This window comes from Mucilaginibacter rubeus (genome assembly GCF_014643835.1).
Classification (GTDB): domain Bacteria; phylum Bacteroidota; class Bacteroidia; order Sphingobacteriales; family Sphingobacteriaceae; genus Mucilaginibacter; species Mucilaginibacter rubeus.
Window position 1 is genome coordinate 728,486 of record NZ_BMKD01000003.1, and the last position, 18,484, is coordinate 746,969.

General features: G+C 43.2%; 14 protein-coding genes. 7 read left to right on the forward strand and 7 right to left on the reverse strand.

The annotated features are described in order from the left end of the window. Positions 1-53 precede the first annotated feature (53 nt). Positions 54-446, forward strand: a complete 393-nt coding sequence (locus tag IEX80_RS13365; RefSeq protein ID WP_188833166.1) for a VOC family protein — start codon at positions 54-56, stop codon at positions 444-446. Positions 447-460: 14 nt separating this feature from the next. Here the strand turns inward: IEX80_RS13365 and IEX80_RS13370 are convergent, their stop codons facing one another. Together IEX80_RS13370 and IEX80_RS13375 are read right to left on the reverse strand one after the other, a co-directional pair. Then, entirely contained in the window at positions 461-1,288 is an 828-nt protein-coding gene (locus tag IEX80_RS13370; RefSeq protein ID WP_188833167.1) for a hypothetical protein, read from the reverse strand. Positions 1,289-1,302: 14 nt separating this feature from the next. Beyond that, positions 1,303-3,120, reverse strand: coding sequence for a PAS domain-containing sensor histidine kinase (locus IEX80_RS13375; RefSeq protein ID WP_090524095.1), 1,818 nt, complete (start codon positions 3,118-3,120; stop codon positions 1,303-1,305). 275 nt (positions 3,121-3,395) lie between these two features. Between IEX80_RS13375 and IEX80_RS13380 the strand changes: the two genes are divergently transcribed. From IEX80_RS13380 to IEX80_RS13405, 6 genes are all read left to right on the forward strand, one after another. Then, a complete protein-coding gene (locus IEX80_RS13380) occupies positions 3,396-3,863 on the forward strand; it encodes a nuclear transport factor 2 family protein (protein ID WP_139159908.1) in 468 nt (155 codons plus the stop codon). 176 nt (positions 3,864-4,039) lie between these two features. Beyond that, entirely contained in the window at positions 4,040-6,946 is a 2,907-nt protein-coding gene (locus IEX80_RS13385) for a ligand-binding sensor domain-containing protein (protein ID WP_090524102.1), read from the forward strand. 2 nt (positions 6,947-6,948) lie between these two features. After that, a complete protein-coding gene (locus IEX80_RS13390) occupies positions 6,949-7,575 on the forward strand; it encodes a response regulator transcription factor (RefSeq protein WP_090524105.1) in 627 nt (208 codons plus the stop codon). Positions 7,576-8,167: 592 nt separating this feature from the next. After that, positions 8,168-8,533 carry a VOC family protein gene (locus IEX80_RS13395; protein WP_090524110.1) on the forward strand — a complete coding sequence of 122 codons (366 nt, stop codon included), beginning with the start codon at positions 8,168-8,170 and terminating at the stop codon, positions 8,531-8,533. Positions 8,534-8,545: 12 nt separating this feature from the next. After that, entirely contained in the window at positions 8,546-9,412 is an 867-nt protein-coding gene (locus IEX80_RS13400) for a helix-turn-helix transcriptional regulator (RefSeq protein WP_188833168.1), read from the forward strand. A 298-nt stretch (positions 9,413-9,710) separates the two neighbouring features. Further along, positions 9,711-9,884: a hypothetical protein gene (locus tag IEX80_RS13405; protein WP_188833169.1), complete on the forward strand. Its 174-nt coding sequence runs from the start codon at positions 9,711-9,713 to the stop codon at positions 9,882-9,884. Between the two features lie 79 nt (positions 9,885-9,963). Here the strand turns inward: IEX80_RS13405 and IEX80_RS13410 are convergent, their stop codons facing one another. The 5 genes from IEX80_RS13410 to IEX80_RS13430 form a co-directional block, all read right to left on the reverse strand. Further along, positions 9,964-12,042, reverse strand: a complete 2,079-nt coding sequence (locus IEX80_RS13410; RefSeq protein ID WP_188833170.1) for an alpha-amylase family protein — start codon at positions 12,040-12,042, stop codon at positions 9,964-9,966. 158 nt (positions 12,043-12,200) lie between these two features. Continuing rightward, complete coding sequence (locus tag IEX80_RS13415; protein ID WP_188833171.1) at positions 12,201-14,540, reverse strand: glycoside hydrolase family 95 protein; 2,340 nt, start codon at positions 14,538-14,540, stop codon at positions 12,201-12,203. 34 nt (positions 14,541-14,574) lie between these two features. Then, positions 14,575-15,882 carry an alpha-L-fucosidase gene (locus IEX80_RS13420; protein WP_188833172.1) on the reverse strand — a complete coding sequence of 436 codons (1,308 nt, stop codon included), beginning with the start codon at positions 15,880-15,882 and terminating at the stop codon, positions 14,575-14,577. A 95-nt stretch (positions 15,883-15,977) separates the two neighbouring features. Next, entirely contained in the window at positions 15,978-17,207 is a 1,230-nt protein-coding gene (locus IEX80_RS13425; RefSeq protein ID WP_188833173.1) for a DUF4998 domain-containing protein, read from the reverse strand. 27 nt (positions 17,208-17,234) lie between these two features. Then, complete coding sequence (locus IEX80_RS13430; protein WP_188833174.1) at positions 17,235-18,473, reverse strand: DUF5000 domain-containing lipoprotein; 1,239 nt, start codon at positions 18,471-18,473, stop codon at positions 17,235-17,237. Positions 18,474-18,484 lie beyond the last annotated feature (11 nt).

An 18,484-nucleotide genomic window follows, 5' to 3' on the forward strand; every position in this document is an offset into this window, starting at 1 on the left:
CAGCCAGGAACCCTGATTTCATGATTGGATAGGATCTAATAAAAAAATATACAATGCAGGCCCATCTAACCGCCATTACTCTTGCAGTTAAAGATCTTGACGAGGTCAAGGCATTTTATACCGGGAAATTCGGATGGCAGATGCTTGCCGAAAACGAAAAGGTAATAATGTTAAAGCTTGATAATTTGGTGCTTATCCTGTGCAGTGAGCTGCTTTTTTCAAAGTACACAAATATAAGCAATAATGCCGGAAGCAATCGTTTTTATCTTACTATAAATCTGGCTTCAAAAGCTGATGTTGATACCAAAATAGCCCAATTGAGGTTGGCAGAAGTACAAATCCTGAAGCATCCGGCTGAAACTTTCTGGGGCGGTTATGCCGGTTTTATTGCCGACCCTGAAGGGAATTGCTGGGAGATCTGTTATAATCCGTATGTTGAAAATTAATAAATGCTTTAAATCTATAGTTGTACATGAATATGGTCGTCATGCCTTACTGCACGGCATCCGTGAAATCGTAGCTTTGGTGTTTCGATGCCCAGACGATTTTTTAAATGAGGTTCGATAAATATTTTTTTGATGACATTTTTCGATGCAAAGAGGGTTACAAGTGCCTTTGTTCGTAAACTGTCAAAAGTAAAATTAACTTTATTGCTCTGGGGAACCATTTTAGTCAAAAAGCTGTACTGCCAATAACCCTTTATCAGGCAAGCCTGTGTTGTGTTGATTTCCCCGGCGCGCGGCTCTTCACTAATTCCGTATCCGATTGGCGAAGGGGCTTTATCGGTTTCTAAGCCTGTTTTGTTATCAATATAAAAAAATGCGAGATCGAGTTTTTTACCATCGTTATGACTCAGGTGGGGCATAAGCGGAAACCCATTAATGAACGGAAAACTCGCGTCAAGATAATTCAGGGTACTTCCCGGATACTTATCGTTCATTTCGGCGGCTACGGCAAATGCAGCCTGCTTAAGTTGCGGGCGAACATAATTACGGTTGAACAGGCAGGTTAGCCGGTTTAGCGGCTTTATATGATTGATTTGGGAGAAGGGGAGCGGCACCCTGCCCGAAAGCCTGGCAAGCGGAGGTACAATTAAAAAAGTGGTAAGGCAATATAACACCATAAAAACTACAGCCTTGGTAATTTGGCGGTAATATTTATTATTTACTGTTTTGTTGATTAGTATGTGCAGGCTAATTGAAATGAGATAAACCAACCCACCAATTTGTGTAAAAACAGTGAGCAGGCAAAACAATAAAACGATGATTATGGGTTTTACTATTTTCAATCGGGATTTAAATTTCAATTTAACGGTATCGTAAACCAAAAGGTACTGCCTTTATCTACTTCGCTTTCAACCCCCATTTCGCCGCCGTGAAGCTCAATGATTTCCGCGCTGATATACAAGCCAAGTCCAAGCCCTGAGTATTGAATACCCGAGGTATCAACCCGGTAGTAGCGTTCAAATAAATGCGGGATATTCTCCGGTGGGATCCCCCGGCCAAAATCCTGTACCGATATTTTGGCCATGTTGTCCTGTTTACTGATATTGATGACAATCCGGTTGCTGTCGGGTGCATATTTAACCGCATTGTTTACAAAATTAACAACAACCTGGTCTATCCGTTGCCTGTCGGCGTATAGCTCCAGATCGGTGTCGCCTGTAAGCTCAAGTTCATGTGTACCTGCAAGCCTCACGTGGTCGCAGCATTCATTGATCATTTGGGCTGCCAAAAAACGTGTTTTATGAAGTGCAAGCTGCCCCGCAGTAATTTTTGAAACATTAAGCAAGCTATCAACCAGTTGCTGCATTTTATTCAGGCTGCTATTGCCGCGGCTAATAAACTGGGGGATCTTATCAGATGAGGGATCAACCTTGATCAACCTGTCCAGCAATTGCATCGATGCTTTGATCGATGTCATTGGCGTTTTTAGCTCATGGCTGGCGACGCTGATAAAATCGTCTTTTTGCTGCTGCAAATGTTTAAACTCGGTAATATCAAGCAAGGTGCCCAGTATACGCAACGGTTTGTTTATTGAGCCATAATAAACCTTACCCTGCGTCCTGATCCAGCGTATAGAGCCGTTTGGCCAGATGATCCTCGCTTCATAAAAAAGTTTTCCGGTAGTAAGCGCGGTTTTATGAGCATTATTGCGTAGTTCAAGGTCATCGGGATGCAGTGCTTTCAAAAATAAATCGCGGGGGGCATCACGCCCAACTCCAAAAATAATGTTAAACCTTTCAGATGTAAGTATCTCGTCGGTAACGAGGTCAAGATCAAAGGTGCCGATTTCAGCAGCTTCAACGGCCAGCCTGGCCCTTTCTTCGGCTTCCTCAATTTTGCGGCGTGCAAAAACTTTTTCAGTTACATCAATGGCAATTACCATAATAGCGCTTATCTCGCCATCAAACCCTTTAACAGGTTCATAAACAAAATCAATAAATACCATTTCGGGTACGCCATTGCGTACAAGCAGCAGTTTATGCTCCTTGGCGGTAATCGGTTGCCCTGTTTCAATAACATTATCCATTACGGGGGCATACAATTCGGCCGTTTCAGGGATGGCTTCCCAAACGCCCCGGTTTTCCATTTCTGCACGTTTACGGCCTACCAGCTCAAGATACGAGTCATTCACTACTTCAATTACCAGGTTATCGCTGTTTATAATGCAAATGCCCACGGGGGCTTGCCTCACCATGTTATACAAAGTATGCCTGCTCTCTTCCATCGCCTGTCGGGCATGCTCAATTTCGGTAACGTCGGTCGAGAAACAAATAACGCCAACTATTTTACCGCGCGAGTTACGTACAGCCTGGTAAGTAAACTTGTAATAATTAATTTGCCGTTTGCCGTTAATTATAAATTCGGCAGGTGCATTGTTGCCGTGATAAGTTTCGCCGGTACGGTATACTTCGCTTATGAGGCTGCTGAACGGTTGGCCCTGAAGGTCGGGCAGCGCCTCGTCAAATGGTTTCCCAATTATCGATTTGTCTTTTCCCCATGCTTTCAAGGTAGCATCATTGGCTATGGCAATGAGCTTATCCGGCCCCATACACATATACACCGGAAAAGGCGAGGCCTCAATAATGCTTCGGAAAAAGTTTTCAGTCGGTTCCAAGTTATGGCGTGGTTTTAATCGGTGAAAGATGCTCTCAAAAATAAAAATATTTTCGTACAGATTTAAATATGCAGGACAGGTTCTGCTATGGTTTATTGATAATTAAAGAATTATCTGAACAGATTTTCAGATTAATTGCAGATCTGCTCAAAAAGTGCAAAAAATGACCTTTATAGGCGAAAGGCACCAGCCTGCTGTATGGCCGGGTTGCTTGGTGTGATAGGCATATTTTTTTGATCAAAGCCTGCCCACATTTGATCAAAAAAATATCACAAATGAAAAATAAATTTTTATTGGCATGCATAGTAGGGTTATTATCTGCCAGCACCATGTATGGCCGTCCGGCCGCCGAAACAGGATACGCCAGCGTGATCCGCGACTTCATTGACAGCCACATGACCTCCAACTTTAAAAAATTAAAATCAATAATGAGTGATAATTCCGTATTAAAGTTACCCCGTGGTGAAAAGGTACTTGTACAGGAAAAAGACGACCTGGTAAGCATGATGAAAAAGGATGCCGGGACCCAGCAAAATTGCCAGTCGAATTACGAAGTGCTTGCCAAAAGCGATGCCATGGTAATTGCACGGGTTGATTTTAACTACGAAAACTGCACGCAGCATGATTACCTCATCATCGAGAAAAATGACCGGCACGACTGGAAAATTACACAGGTTTGCAAAATGTTTGAGGACATAAAAACGCCTTTAAACAATGGCAATTCTGTTGTAGCCAAAAATTAAAATTTACTCCCGTAACTGATAATAATTAATCACCCTATTGGGGTGATTTTTTTTATTTTAATTAGCTTTAATTTAACTTTTTAATTGTACCCCCATACAGGTAATTTAATTTACGTTTTTAATTGAATAAGCTATCGCGTTTCCCCGTTTTTCTGATTTTGTGTTTCCTTGCAGGTATGCTGTTGTTTACAAGCCAGGTCCATGCACAGAAATACATTTTTGCGCACTATGATATTGAGGATGGGCTCATCCAGTCGCAAATAAACAAGCTTTCCATGGATACCGATCATCGCCTTTGGATAGGTACCTTTGGCGGGGCCTGCCGTTTTGATGGAAAGGATTTTACGGCTTATACCCGCTTAACAGGTTTACCTGATAACTATGTTGCAACCATTTTTTCGGATAAAGGGGGCTGTACCTGGTTTGGTACCATGAATGGGCTTGCAAGGCTCTATAATGGCCGGATTGTGAAGTATAAACCGGATATACCGGTTAAACGCTCTTTTGTAGGCAACATAACCCAGGATGGAGAGGGAACTATCTGGGTTACAGCTGCCGGGATGCTGTTCAGGGTAAAAAATGATAAGATGCAGCATGTCCCTATTAATGATGATCCTGATATTTTTATCACCAGTTTGGCTGTTAATAGTGCAGGTTTGTTATATGTGTCTGTTTACAAAAAAGGTATTTATCGCCTTAAAGGACAAAAATGGGAACATGTAATTGATATTGATTCCCAATATAGTGAGCAAATTATCAAAAGGATTTTTTTCGACCGTTTTGATAAAAGCAAAACTTATCTTCTAACCCGCTCGGGTTTGTTATGTGCCAGGAATGGTATGGCTAAACCACTGGATATAAAAAATATTACGGGAAAAATAAAAGGTCAATTATTGTGCATTGAACAGGACGCTGATGCTAATATTTGGCTGGGTACCGATAATGGAGCATATTGTATTATGAGCGATGGTGTGATCCACTATAACTCATCAAACGGACTTACCGATAACTCTGTCCCTGATATTTATTTTGATGCAGATAAAAACCTGTGGCTGGGTAGCCTTGGCAATGGCCTTTACCGCTGCGAAGGCGACAGATATACCGTTTTTGACCGCACACAAGGTATTCCAGAATCAAAAATCGTAATGTCGGTAACTGAAGACTGGAACAAAAATGTTTTAATGGGGATTGATGGTGGTGGCATTTTGCGATATGATGGAAAAAGGACCAGCGAAGTGCCCGTACCAACCGGTTCGCCATATTTAAAGGGGGTGCAAAGTTTATATACCGATAAAAACGGCACTGTTTGGATTGGTACCGGGCAAACTGGTTTATGGCAGTATGATAAAAAGGGTTTCAGACAGGTAAAAAACAGTTCATCTTTTGCTTGTAATTTTATTACTGCCGATGACAGTGGTACTATATGGCTGGGCACGTCAATGGGCTGTTTCTATTACCAAAACGGCGAGCTGAAACAATTGGAAGGTATTCCCCCTTATTCGTCCGCAATGCTTAGCCTGGGGCGCGATTCTCTTTTGATAGGCACCCAAAACGGTGTTATGCTGGCCGTAAATAAAAAAATAGTTCCGGGGTTTAAACTTAAATCATTTCCGGCTACTGCGGTTTACAGCATGATCCGATATCGCGACCTGCTGCTGGTTGGTACAGATGATAGCGGTTTATACACCTGGGATATGACAACCGGAGCGGTAAATATTTATAATGTTGATGACGGGCTCAAAGCCAATAGTATTTACAGCCTTGCTGCTGATGAACGTGGCCGCCTTTGGATGGGTACCGGCAGGGGAATTAACCGGATGCAATACGACCCTGCAAAGAAAACTTTTTGGGTAATTGATAACATAGGCTCAAAGGAACCGGTGGTGGAGGCCAACCAGAATGCCATTATGCACCGCGGACACGAGATTTGGATCAGTACCACCAAGGCTGTTATGGTGTATAATACCATGACAAAAATGGTTCCCTCGCCGCCGCCGCATGTGTTCATCAAATCGGTACAGTTGATGAAGGAGGATGGCGAAAAACGCTCTTCTATCGACCTTAATGACTGGGCCGAGCTTAAACATAATCAAAATCATTTGTCGATATCTTTTCTTGGTGTTTACCTCAAAAATCCTGACGCGGTATCTTACCAGTATAAGCTGGTTGGGCTGGATAGTGCTTTTAGTTCGCCCATGCGCAATAATGTGGTCAATTATCCTTCGCTGCCGCCTGGTACATATACTTTCAAGGTAAAAGCCATAAGCCCCGACGGGCAGGTATCACGCAAAATGGCAAGTTTCAGTTTTGTAATTATTCCTCCGTTTTATCAAACATTTACCTTCAGGTTGCTGGCCATTTTACTGTTGGTGTTTCTTGGTTTCGGAGTGCAAAATTTAGTGCATCAGCGTAAAATAAAACGTCAAAAGGCAATTGAAGCCATGAAGCGGGAAGAGAAGTTAAAGATCCGCCAGCAAACAGCCGAAGATTTTCATGACGATCTGGGTAACAAATTAACCCGGATCACCGTCTTATCAGAAATACTAAATGCCAAAATAGATAAAGAGCAGGCGGATCAGCGCGGAATCGTAGATCAGATCAAGCAAAACGCGGCATCACTATACAACGGTACAAAGGATATCCTGTGGGCACTTGATCCTAAAAGCGATAATCTGTATGAAACCCTGAACCATATCCGCGAAATAGGGATAGAGGTTTTTCATGATGTACCGGTTGATTTTGAGTTTGCTGCCGTTGATGAAGATATTCAGCTGGTAAAACTGCCTATGGAATACAGCCGTAACATCACCATGATATTTAAGGAGCTATTAAATAACATCCTTAAACATGCCGATGCCGGACAGGTAGTTTTTGAGCTTGATCAGAGCGATAAAAGCGCGATAGCACTCCGGGTTACCGATGATGGTAAAGGGTTTGATAGCAGCGCAGCTCATCGCGGCCGGGGGATCAATAACATTAATGCCCGCGCAAAACGGATCAACGCATCACTGCTCATTAATTCGGAAGCAGACAAAGGCACATCAGTAACATTAAAGTTTAGTAAAAATCAGTTAAGCAATTAAGCATGGCCCGTAACATTAAGGTAAGTATTATTGAGGATGATGAAACCCTGCGCGATGGCTATGCCTTTTTAATTGGTGCTACCGAGGGCTATGATGTGATCAGTACCTATTGTTCATATGACGAGGCTGCTAAAAAAATAGCTGCGGATAAACCCGATGTAATCCTGCTGGATATAGAGCTGCCCGGAGTTAACGGCATTGACGCTATACCCAAATTAAAAAAGCTTTTACCCAACTGCTATATCTTAATTCTAACTGTTTACGAATCTGAAAAACAGATTTTTAACGCGCTGGCCAACGGGGCATCGGGCTATCTTACAAAAAACACCCCGTCAACCAAGATCATCGAATCGATAAAAGAAGTACGTGAAGGCGGCGGCCCTATGAGTATTAATATTGCACGCCTGGTAATCCGCTCATTTCAAAAAAATCAGGAATCGCCCTTATCTAAGCGAGAAACCCAGATCCTGGAGTTGATAGGCGAAGGCAAAAGCCGTGGTCAGATTGCCAATGAATTGTTCATCGATCTTGAAACTGTTCGTAGCCATATCAAAAATATCTATCTGAAACTTGATGTAAACTCACGTGCCGATGCCATTAAACTGGCAAGGCAGAATAAGCTGATATAGGCTTAGAGGTATTCGTGTTGTAGTTGCAACTTTCCACATTAATCAGGTTGACGGAAAATGTTGGTGACAATATCAACATTGGCGGAGCGCAGGATAGTGCGATTCCCTCCCTGAGAGGGTGTAGGGAGGGGTTTCATCGCCTTGCCTATTCCTCTGAAATGGCGGATAAACCCCTCCCTGCCAAAACACAACCGCGCCGCACCCCTCCCTGGGAGGGTGTAGGGAGGGGTTTCATCGCCTTGCCTATTCCTCTGAAATGGCGGATAAACCCCTCCCTGCCAAAACACAACCGCGCCGCACCCCTCCCAAGGGAGGAAATAAAAGAATCTTCTGAACACCAACAACTCCGAAATAATCATTCCCGCGATACCTGTCCTCACGGATCGCTTTGAAAATCCAAACCCTACTAATTCACAAATCCCCCAAATAGGGGGATACTATCCCCCTGCAGGTAAAGTACCTTTGATATGTTAAGTAGTTTTAACTGACCGGCTACTGTAAACCCGCTTCAAAAATTATCCTGTTTGCTGCCCCTGGCCAACAGGTTGGTTTCCATCATTACAATCTGGTTTCTGTTAATAGCTACTGTAAAATGAAATTGAAATATATACCTGTGTATACAGCTGACTTTGAGGGTCAAATTGATTTTTATACTCAAAAATTAGGCTTCAAAGTAACAGGCACAATGACATTTTACGAGGGTAAGGAAAGCACGGTGATCCAGTCGGATAAATTAAATGTGGCGCTGCTTGTAACTAATAATGACGGCAACAGTGATAAGAGTAATATTATCATTAACACTGCCGACTGTTTGAACGATTATCATGTGCTCCGTACGGCCGGCGTATTTTTTTGCAAGTCGCCTGCATATTTACCAGCCGGACTGGCAGCCGAATTTTTGGATCCGGCGGGCAACAAATTCATGTTACTGGAAGAAAGAAATTATAACGAACAATAAAATCATATCACAATGGACTATTCAAAAGTATTACGCAACAACAACAAGATTGTAAGTCGCACCGGCGGCCAAAGGCAGGGGCCGCAGTATACTTCAGATTTAAGCCTTCGCTTTGTATTAAACGGTAATGAACGTTATGATATTGGCCGCAGACATTTGTCCATATATCCCGATTCGTTCCTGATCCTGAACAGGGGTACACAATATTCAACCGATACCGATCTTGGCCAGCAGGTACAATCATTTGCCATCAATTTTGATCAGCAGTTTTTGCAGGATTTTAAAGATTGCTGGACCTTTGACAATGACACTTTGTTAAGTAAAGGCTACGGTAACGGTAAATTACAGCCGGAGTTTAATGAAACCATATATCCGTTTGCCGGCGATATCAAGTACAATGTATGTCACCTGAAACAACACCTGGATAATGGAATGCAGGATGAAATGCTGATCAACGAATACCTGCACCATACGCTCATTAATTATTTTCATATTTATAATGATGAGATCTGCAAAAAAGCCGAAAAGCTCGACTTTTTAAACCAGGGAACCAGGGTTGAGATCCTGCGGCGTCTTAACCTGGCTAAAGAGTACTTGTACAGTAATTATAACCAAAACATTAGCCTTGAAGATCTTGCCGAACATGCCTGCCTTTCGGTTAACCATTTGCTGCGCACTTTTAAGCAGGCTTTTGGTTTAACACCGCACCAGTTTTTGATCCAGCTGCGTTTAAAACGCTCACTAATGCTGCTGAAAGATACTCGTTATCCTGTAAATGAGGTAGTTGGTATGGTAGGTTTTGAATGCCCAAGTTCGTTCATCAGATTATTCCGCACGCATTATAAGATAACGCCATTAAAATACAGACAATCAGCATGATAAGAGTTTTCTTTTTGTGTTAAGATGGTGCTTTTCACACATGTAGCACGTATTTAACACACTATGTTTGCAGTACCAGATAGTTTTTTGTTAAGGATATTTGGTCAGTTAATAGTTAATGAAAAAGTCAGTAACGCGAGGTCACTGACTTTTTGTTTTTGAGGGTAGGAGGATGAGGAGAACATAAAAATGACATTGAATGATGGTCCTGTTAAAAAAATATGCGAAAATCAACATTTGCCTTCCTTGCTGTAACATTCGCAAAAAAAGATCGTCTTTTATGTTAAAACCTACTGCTATGAAATTTTTTACCATACTGGCCGTTACCGGCGGATTGTTTTTTACTTCGCTCCAGATAGAAAAGACTAACGTTGCGGGCGTTAAACACAAAAACAAATGCTGTGTAAACGCAAAAAAATCAAAATGCCCGCTTGCTTGCAAACGGGCAAAATCGGTTAAGTTAAACAGTTAAAAACGATACAGGGTTTCATCCCCTCAAAAGGCGTCCGGTGATTTAAGGGGAATCTGTTGCCGGCGCCTTTGCATGGTTTTTATTTAGCCCCTTCAAATTTGAAAAGCGCAGCATCGCCTGCTTTTATTACAACGATGCCCGTGTTGTTCAGGTTATAGCCTTGTAACAAGGATTTGGTAATCTTTCCTTTGCCAGCTTCAAATCCTATCCGTTTAGCATCAACGGCATAAGTTTTATCCTCATTACCATAATTAAACAGTGCCAGGTAAAAGCTGTTGCCAATTTTAAGTGCAAATTGTTCTGTTGTTCCGGTTTCTGTATTCCCCTCAACTGGTCTGAAAGCTTTTCCATTTTGCACAATTTTCAAGATCTCAGGATTTTGATACATGGCCTTTGCTCTGTCACTCCATTGCCCATGTGTCGAAAAATCATCACCGGTTATGAACGTGCCGGTAACAATGGCCGAGAGCATCCTGGCGCGGTTAGCACCTTCACTTTCGGTTGAAAGTACAACATGGTCGGCATCAATATAGTTATATAGGTAAGTTTGCCACCAACCATAGTTTACGCTGTTGAGGGTATAGCGGGTATCTTTTACAGTTTTAAAAGCATCGCATGCAATGCGCCTCATGTGTGCGTAACGCCCGGTTGCCAGGCTGGGAGAAATGGCAGCGTAAACCAGCATCTGATCACCCAACTGATCAATCAGGTGTTCCATCCCCCTTTTATACGCCTGCATGCCGGTGGTGATTTTAGGGTCATAAAAATGGCTTGATTCGGCCGCCGCATGACCCAGAAAGTCGATCTTGATCATTTTAAAACCACAGGCTTTTAATTTACCAATTACATAGTCAATATGTTGCAGGGTACCCGGATGGGTTGGGTCTGTTGCGCGGGCACCGTCTATGTCGTGATAGCTATCGCCAACTTTTGTCCATGTTTCACCATAGGTGTAGTTACTTCCTAAAACTTTGCGGCTGGGGCCGCCTTTCCAACCCCAGTCGGTAAATGGGGCCCAGTACACGCCGGGTTGAAGGCCTTTTGATTTACAGTAATCGGCAAATGATTTCAGTTTGCCAAAATCACCTTCCCAGCCACCGCTGATCATATTATCCCAAAACGAATCGAGATCAATAAACGCGGTATTGCCGTTACGGAATGCAGGGATGCTATCGGCAAAAAAGTTGGCTACTTTGATAGCTTTATCGTAATTGAGTTTTTCCTGCATAACGCCCCAGCTGTTCCAACCAACAGGAGTAGGTTTTGTCCAGTTAAAAATGTAAGGTGGTTCGGCAATACGGTTGGCTTTACCAAACTCTTCCATACCATTGCGCCAGTCGGCAAACCAGCCCACAAATACTTTAGGCGATTTAACGGTATTACCGCTGATATAACCATGGGCAATTTTATCGCGGTTTACAGCTTCTTCGGTGTAGCCTCCCCATATTTCAAAGGTGTTGGCACTATCTTTTTTGGCGATGGTACGCACACCGGTTTTCCAGGTTTCGTGTTCTACAGATCCAAACACCAGGCCTTTGCGGCTACTGTTATCGAAAACAGTACCTATCTCAGCACTGGTATTGGTAAGCGGGGCTTTAAACGCTTTTGAATCGTAGCTAATAAAGGTATCGTTATCAAAAGGCACAAATACCGAACGGGTATCGCCGGGTATTGCTGCCATATTACCGGCTATCGGCTCCATGTAATTTGTTTTCAGGTTTTTGCCCTCAACATAAAGTTCGACAAAAAAATAGCCTTTGTGCGATGGATAAGTATAAAACACCTGCATCATGTTTGGCAAATTATTGCCGCTTAGGGTGAAAGTATGTTTTACGCCTTTGCCAAAACCATCGGTTATTAAGGCTTTAGTATAAGCAACGTTTTTGTACGCTGTTGAAGTAATAAGTTTTCCGTTGATGCCGGCTTTGCTATAGCAATTACCAAGTACAGTTTTTCCATTTTCGATAACAGAAAAAGTGCCGGTTTTTTGATCATAATTAATAGTGCCAGAGGTACCGTATGAAAACGATATATTCCCTTTCGGGGTTGGCTGGATAGTAATGATTCGGGTTGATGCCGAAACAATTGCCGGCTGCCAAACGCAAAGCAAGCCGGACAATTGCACAGCAATTATAAAATGTGTAAGGAATTTTTGCATGAATTTTAGGTTATTAAATGTGTAAATTACATTTTATTTATGGTATGCAATTATTGTAATTAAGTCAAATAGCATTCTTTACAATACGGCTTAATAAAGAACAACTTGTATAGATAAGACACCCTGAAAAGGATGCCTTATTTGTTTATAAGCCATTATTAAGCTTTAACGGCCATTATACTTTTGATCTGTCCGTTAACTTTTATTTTAACCGTACGCGGAGTAGGTGAGGTTACTTTATAAGAGGTTACTTTACCGTCTTTCCATTTCATATCAACTGTGAAATTACCGCGGGCCTTAAGGCCTTTAACCTCGCCCTGTGCTTTCCATGCATCAGGGATAGAAGGAATAAAATCAATAAACCCGGCATGGCTCTGGATCAGCATTTCAGCAATACCTGCTGTCGCGCCAAAGTTACCGTCGATCTGGAACGGCGGACCGGCTGATAGCAAATTAGGATATACGCCGCCGCCTGCACCGTAGTTAATATCGGTTTTGATGGTTGGCTTCATCAGTTCCTTAAACAGTTTGTAAGTGCGGTTTCCGTCATGCAAACGTGCCCACCACAATATTTTGTAGGCGATAGACCAGCTTGGGCCGTCGTCGCCACGTACCTCTAAAGTTTTTTTAGCGGCTTCGGCAAGTGCGGGTGTAGCTTCTGGTGTAATCTGAGATGCCGGAAATAAACCATACAGGTGTGATACGTGGCGATGCTGCGGTTCGGTTTCTTTATAATCCTCCAGCCATTCCTGGATGCGCCCATCCTTAGATATAACACCCGGCGGCGGGAGCTTTTTCACTTTAGCAGCCAGTGTTTTGCTGAATGCAGCATCCGTACCTAACATCTTGCTTGCAGTTATCACATTGTTGAATAACTGGCGGATGATCTGGTTATCAATAGTTGGACCTACGCAGATACTGGCGTGTGTACCATCGGGCAGGTAAAAACTGTTTTCGGGCGATGATGAAGGCGAGGTAACCAGCCAACCTGTTTTGGCATCGCTGATCAGCATACTGTTGTAAAATTGCGCAGCGCCTTTCAGTATCGGGTAAATTTGTTTCAGGTAGTTTTTATCGCCTGTAAAATCATAGTGCTGCCACAGGTTATCGCAAAGCCAGCCCGAACCAACTTTACAAATTCCCCATGATGCGCTTTCACCAGGCTCGGTAAAGCCCCAGGGGTTAGTGATTACATGGGCTACCCAACCATCGGCATTGTAATAAGCTTTGGCTGTTTTTTCGCCATGGGGCACCATGCCTTTAACCAGATCGGCAAGGGGCAGGTTCAGTTCTGACAGGTTGGAAACTTCAACCGGCCACTGGTTCATCTCAATATTAATATCCAGGTGATAATCGCCGTTCCACGGGGTGTGCACTTCGTTAGCCCATAAACCTTGCAGGTTGGGTGGCAACAGGCCTACACGCGTGCTGCAAATGCTCAGGTAGCGGCCAAATTGGTAAAATAAAACAGGGAGGCCTTTATCTGCATCGGGATTGGTATGGAAAGCGATAAGCCTTTGATCGGTAGTTAGTTTATCTGCTTCTGAAGCACCAAGATCAACTTTTACGCGGTTAAAGAGTTTCTGAAAGTTGGCGATATGCTGCTCTTTTTCCAAGGCATAAGGCTTTTTCATAGCGGCCTTCAGTGCGCCGTCCATTTTGCTGAGATATTGCGGATTCTTAAAATCTGTACCCGCCGATATATAAATGATCACCTCGGTTGCGTCTTTAATAACCAGCGAAGTAGGGGTGCTGCTTAATGAACCGCCGGTTAGTTGCGCCTTTACCCTTGCTTTGTAAGCTACGCCTTTGCCGTCGGTACCATTATCCAACTGGCCGGTAAGATCAAGCTCATTACCTTCTACTGAAGTAACCCCGCGCTCCGGTCGACTGATATTGATGCTCAGGTTAAGCATTCCCGGTTTATCGGCGCTTAGTTTAATCACATCTACATCATTACCAAAACTGGTAAAATATTCACGTTTGTAAGTAACGCCATTTACCTGGTAAGTGGTTTTGGCCAGCGCGTTGTTTAATGAAAGCTCACGTTCATAGTTTTCGTATTTTATGTTTTTGCCGTCAATGCCCTTGTATTGGTAGTTCAGGTTCAAGTCGCCAAGCATCTGGAAGCAACCGAAAGGTACCCCGCCTGATCCTTTTCCCGTGCATACAAATGATTTATCGATAATGGCTTGCGCTTCCACATTTTTACCGGCGGCAAGCAGGCTTCTTATTTCGGGCAGTTTTTTATAGGCTTCGTAATTGTTGGCATCCTGCGATGAGCCCGACCACATGGTGATATCATTCAATACTACTTTTTCGGCAGTAACACCGCCATCGGGCATCATCCCCAGGCGGCCGTTACCAAGTGCAACGGTTTCTTCCCATCGCTGGGCAGGTTGTTTGTACCAAAGTTTTAATTGTTTTGTTTGTGCGTGAGTAAACGTTGTAATACCTGTTATCATTACAGTTATTAGCAGGGGCGTTCTTTTTAGCATGTTTATGTTAATTAGGTTTTCTGTTTTTTTTATTTTATTTACCTGTGGTAATTACGGGGATCTCTTCGGCGTTTTTATTCAGTTCCAATACTATCACATTACTGTTGGCATCAGGTAAGGTTTGCGGCAAATCAATGATATAGCCTGTGGCATCCGGTTTATAATTTACTTTGGCTCCTCCCAACACATAAGCATTGGTTATGTTAGTGCCCGGCATGTTAGGCAGCACAATTTTATCACCTTTTTTCTGAAATACGTGCAAATAGATCTTGTTTCCCTTGCGTGTAACAGCATAGTTATCATTAGGGGCAATCGGGCCGCCTTTGGTGCCATAAATACTTTCACCATACTTTTTTAGCCAGGCACCCATTTGCCGTAATGTTTCAACTTGCCTCACTTCAATGCGGCCATCAGGCATAGGTCCAACATTTAATAGTAGGTTGCCATTACCGGCGGCTGTTTTTACCAGTGTTTGGATACACTCCTGCGCGGTTTTCATTTTATCATTAGGTTTCCATGCCCATTGCTGGCAGATGGTGATGCAGCTTTCCCATGGTTCGTTCATATTCAGCTGACCGATGCGCTGTTCGGGCGTAAGGTAATCACCTACCGATTGGGCGTTCAGCTTTTCGCTTTCTTTGCCTAAGCGGTTGTTTACGATCACCTTTGGATCAATACTTTTAATGTACGAATAGATCTCCTGCCCGTCGGCATTGGTCCATGGTTTTTCCCAGTAGCCATCAAACCAAAGCAGGTGGGGATGATATTTGGTGATGAGCTCTTTTAGCTCATTCTTCATTTGCGTTTTAAAGGCCGCCATATCACCCCTAACATTCTTTGTCGAATCGTAAGGGTTATGGATAGGGTAGTTAGGGTCGTGCCAGTCGAGCACGGTATGATAGATGCAAAACAGGATACCCTGTTTTTTGCAGGCCGTAGCCAGTTCGGCAACCATATCGCGTTTATATGGTGTTTTGCTGATGTTATAGTCAGTAAAAGCGGATGGCCATAAAGCAAAGCCATCATGGTGTTTTGCCGTAATCACCAGGTATTTCATGCCTGCATCTTTGGCGGCTTTTACTATGGCATCGGCATTAAATAAAACCGGGTTAAACTCCTTGTACAGGTTATCATAGTCATCTTGCGCTACTTCTTTGTTGCGGCTCCAGCCAATTTCGGTACCGCGTAAAGTTACCGGGCCGAAGTGTACAAACATGCCGAAGCGTTTGGTCATAAAATCATCCAAAACCGCTTTGGGTGTTTTCACAGTAACAGCCTGCTGGGCAAAGCTGAGTTTGATTATAGAAAACAGGTACAGGAGAATAATTGCCGGTTTTTTCATTGCTGAATTTTTGGTGTGAACATTATAGAGGTCTTCGTCTTTATGCTTTTTAAAATATGACCAGGCCGCAAGTCAGCCCGGTCATTGGGGTGTTATTATAGTAGTGCGTTATTCCAGAAGGTAAGCTCGCTCATATTGGTGTAGTTACCCTCGTTGTTTGAGTTGTGTTTGATCCTGATGCGGATGTAACGTACCGCCGGAGGATTAGGATCGAAGTTTACCTTTAATGGCGCGCTGCCGTCGTCGGTCCTTTTAATCTCTTTAAGCAGTTTCCAGCCTTTGGAAATAGATTCGGCAGTCCAGCCGGCATCATTAGCTTTCAGGGTAGTAGCAGCGTTGGTAATATCCGCAATGCCCCATACTTCAAAATCATCGGGGTTGTGACAACAGTTTCGGCCTGTTTCCTCAATGGCTACAAGGCCTTTGTAAACAGCTCCCATATCAAAGGTGATCACTACCGGTAACGGGCCATTGCCATCGCTATGGAAAATGTTAGGGAAGCCCTGCGGTCCTGTACTGCCGTCCCAAAGCCTGTCAATGTCTGTATCTCCCTCGTAAGGCTTAGCGTCATTGGCTAAATAAACTTTTTTGAACAGTTTTTTATCGCAAACAGCGACAGAATTAATGGTTGGGAAATCCTCATAGTTAGCCACATAAAAAGTATCCAGCGCATTTACCGTTGGTTTAAAGGCTGATAAGAACTGGATCCTGGTATCTGCCTTATAGTCTGCGAGTGTAACCGACATGCTATCGGCGCTAAGTTTTCCAAAACTTTCTTTACCGGCTTTATTGGTGTATTTTATGTTTGTGAACACATTATGGGTACTGGTATCAACTTTTAGGAAATTAAGGGTAAGCTTTCCATCGGCACTGATTCCATATGGATTGGTAACATTATACCCCCTGTTTGCTAAGCCCGATTGATAAATAGGCCCATAAACTCTTACATTGTTGATATCAAGCGGAATAGAGCGGTTGCCTTTGGCATCGTACGAGAAAACAGTGAACGAATAAATGTATTCGTTCAGGTTTGGTATAACAACCGTTAAACTATCCGACGTATTGTGGTTGGTGGAATTGTAAATGATTGAATCGGCCTTATTGTTCCAGTATATCACGTAACGGGTTATGCTGGGATCGGAGCTTGGGTTCCAGGTAAGGGCGGCACGTAAATTTCCGGGACGGGAGTGGGCATTGGTTACTGTGCCCGGATACTTAACTTCATGACCGTTTAAGTATGATTCAAACTGTGTGTCTTGCTTGCTGCAACCATACAACAGGTATCCAAGCAAACAGAAAGCAGCTATTCTGACAATATTTTTCATGTTCGTTTAATCTAAATGAGTTAATGCCTATTGTGGGTTACCATAAATTGAAAGTTCCATCATGTGGGCAAAGTCGCCGTTTGACCATGTGTCATGCACCATGAAGCGGAAGTACTTAATAGGTGTTGAACCCGGAGGGATATTAAAGTTAACCCCGGCCGCGACAAAGTCAGCATCGGCAGCATTGGTGAAGCCAGGTGTAAGGCCCGATGGCGGGTTTGGATAATGGTAGTTACCGATATTAACCCAGTCGCCAACTACAGTTCCTACAGGAGCATAATCAGGGAGCCTTATATCCTGCGGTGCATTAACGTTTGATCCCCAAATGCTGAAATCTTTAGGGTTACCATGCGCGTAGGCATACTGATTTGGCCTTTCCCATAATACAAAGCGGCTTAATTGTGCCGATACACCCAGGCTAAAGGTAACCTGTATTGGAGCGGGCGCTCCCGGAGCAGTGTGCCAACCGTTTGAGTAGCCGTCGGCTTTGTTATCCCATAGGTAAGGCACTTCCCAACCATAAGCTGTAGGGCTATCAGTAGGGGTTTTGTATACCGAAAACTTGCTCTTATCAAGTATCGTTTCAAATATCGGGGTGATGTTTACAATGGTAGTATCAGATATATTGCCAAATTTATCAGTTACGTATACACCAAATTTTTGTGATACCGCCGGATAGCCTCTTATAGAGTAATTAATGGTATCAACCTTGGTATAATGCTGATCTACAACCTCCAATGCTTGTGTTGATTTATCAAAGGCCAATAAAATAACCCCTATATCTTTTTGATTAGGGTTCATCGCCTTGATGTTTACGCCGCCAAAATCAGACGTGATAGTTAGTGTAGGTTTTATCAGCTTATAAAAAGGGGTATCGGGGTGTACTTTAACCACCAGCGGATCCGATTTTACGTTAGCCCTGCTTACCGAGTAAAGTGTTACCTCGTACTCCTGGCTTTTGGCAAAACCGTCAACTGTAACCGTATCCGAATAATAGCTCGATTTGGTTTGGCGTGTAGTTTTATCGTTAATGCGGTACTCAGCCTGCACATATAGCAGGTTATCTGAGTTTGGCAGATCATAGGTGATATAAGCACCTCCGTTAAAGTTTTTAACTTTTACGTTGGTAACCACCGCAGGCTTGGTCATATCGGTCGAAACCTCCTTAACGTAACCGTCGTTCTTTTTGCATGAATTTAAGCACGCCATAAACAACGCTGCTGCAAGCACCAGTGTTGTTATCGTATAATTTTTAATGCGTTTCATAATTCTTATTT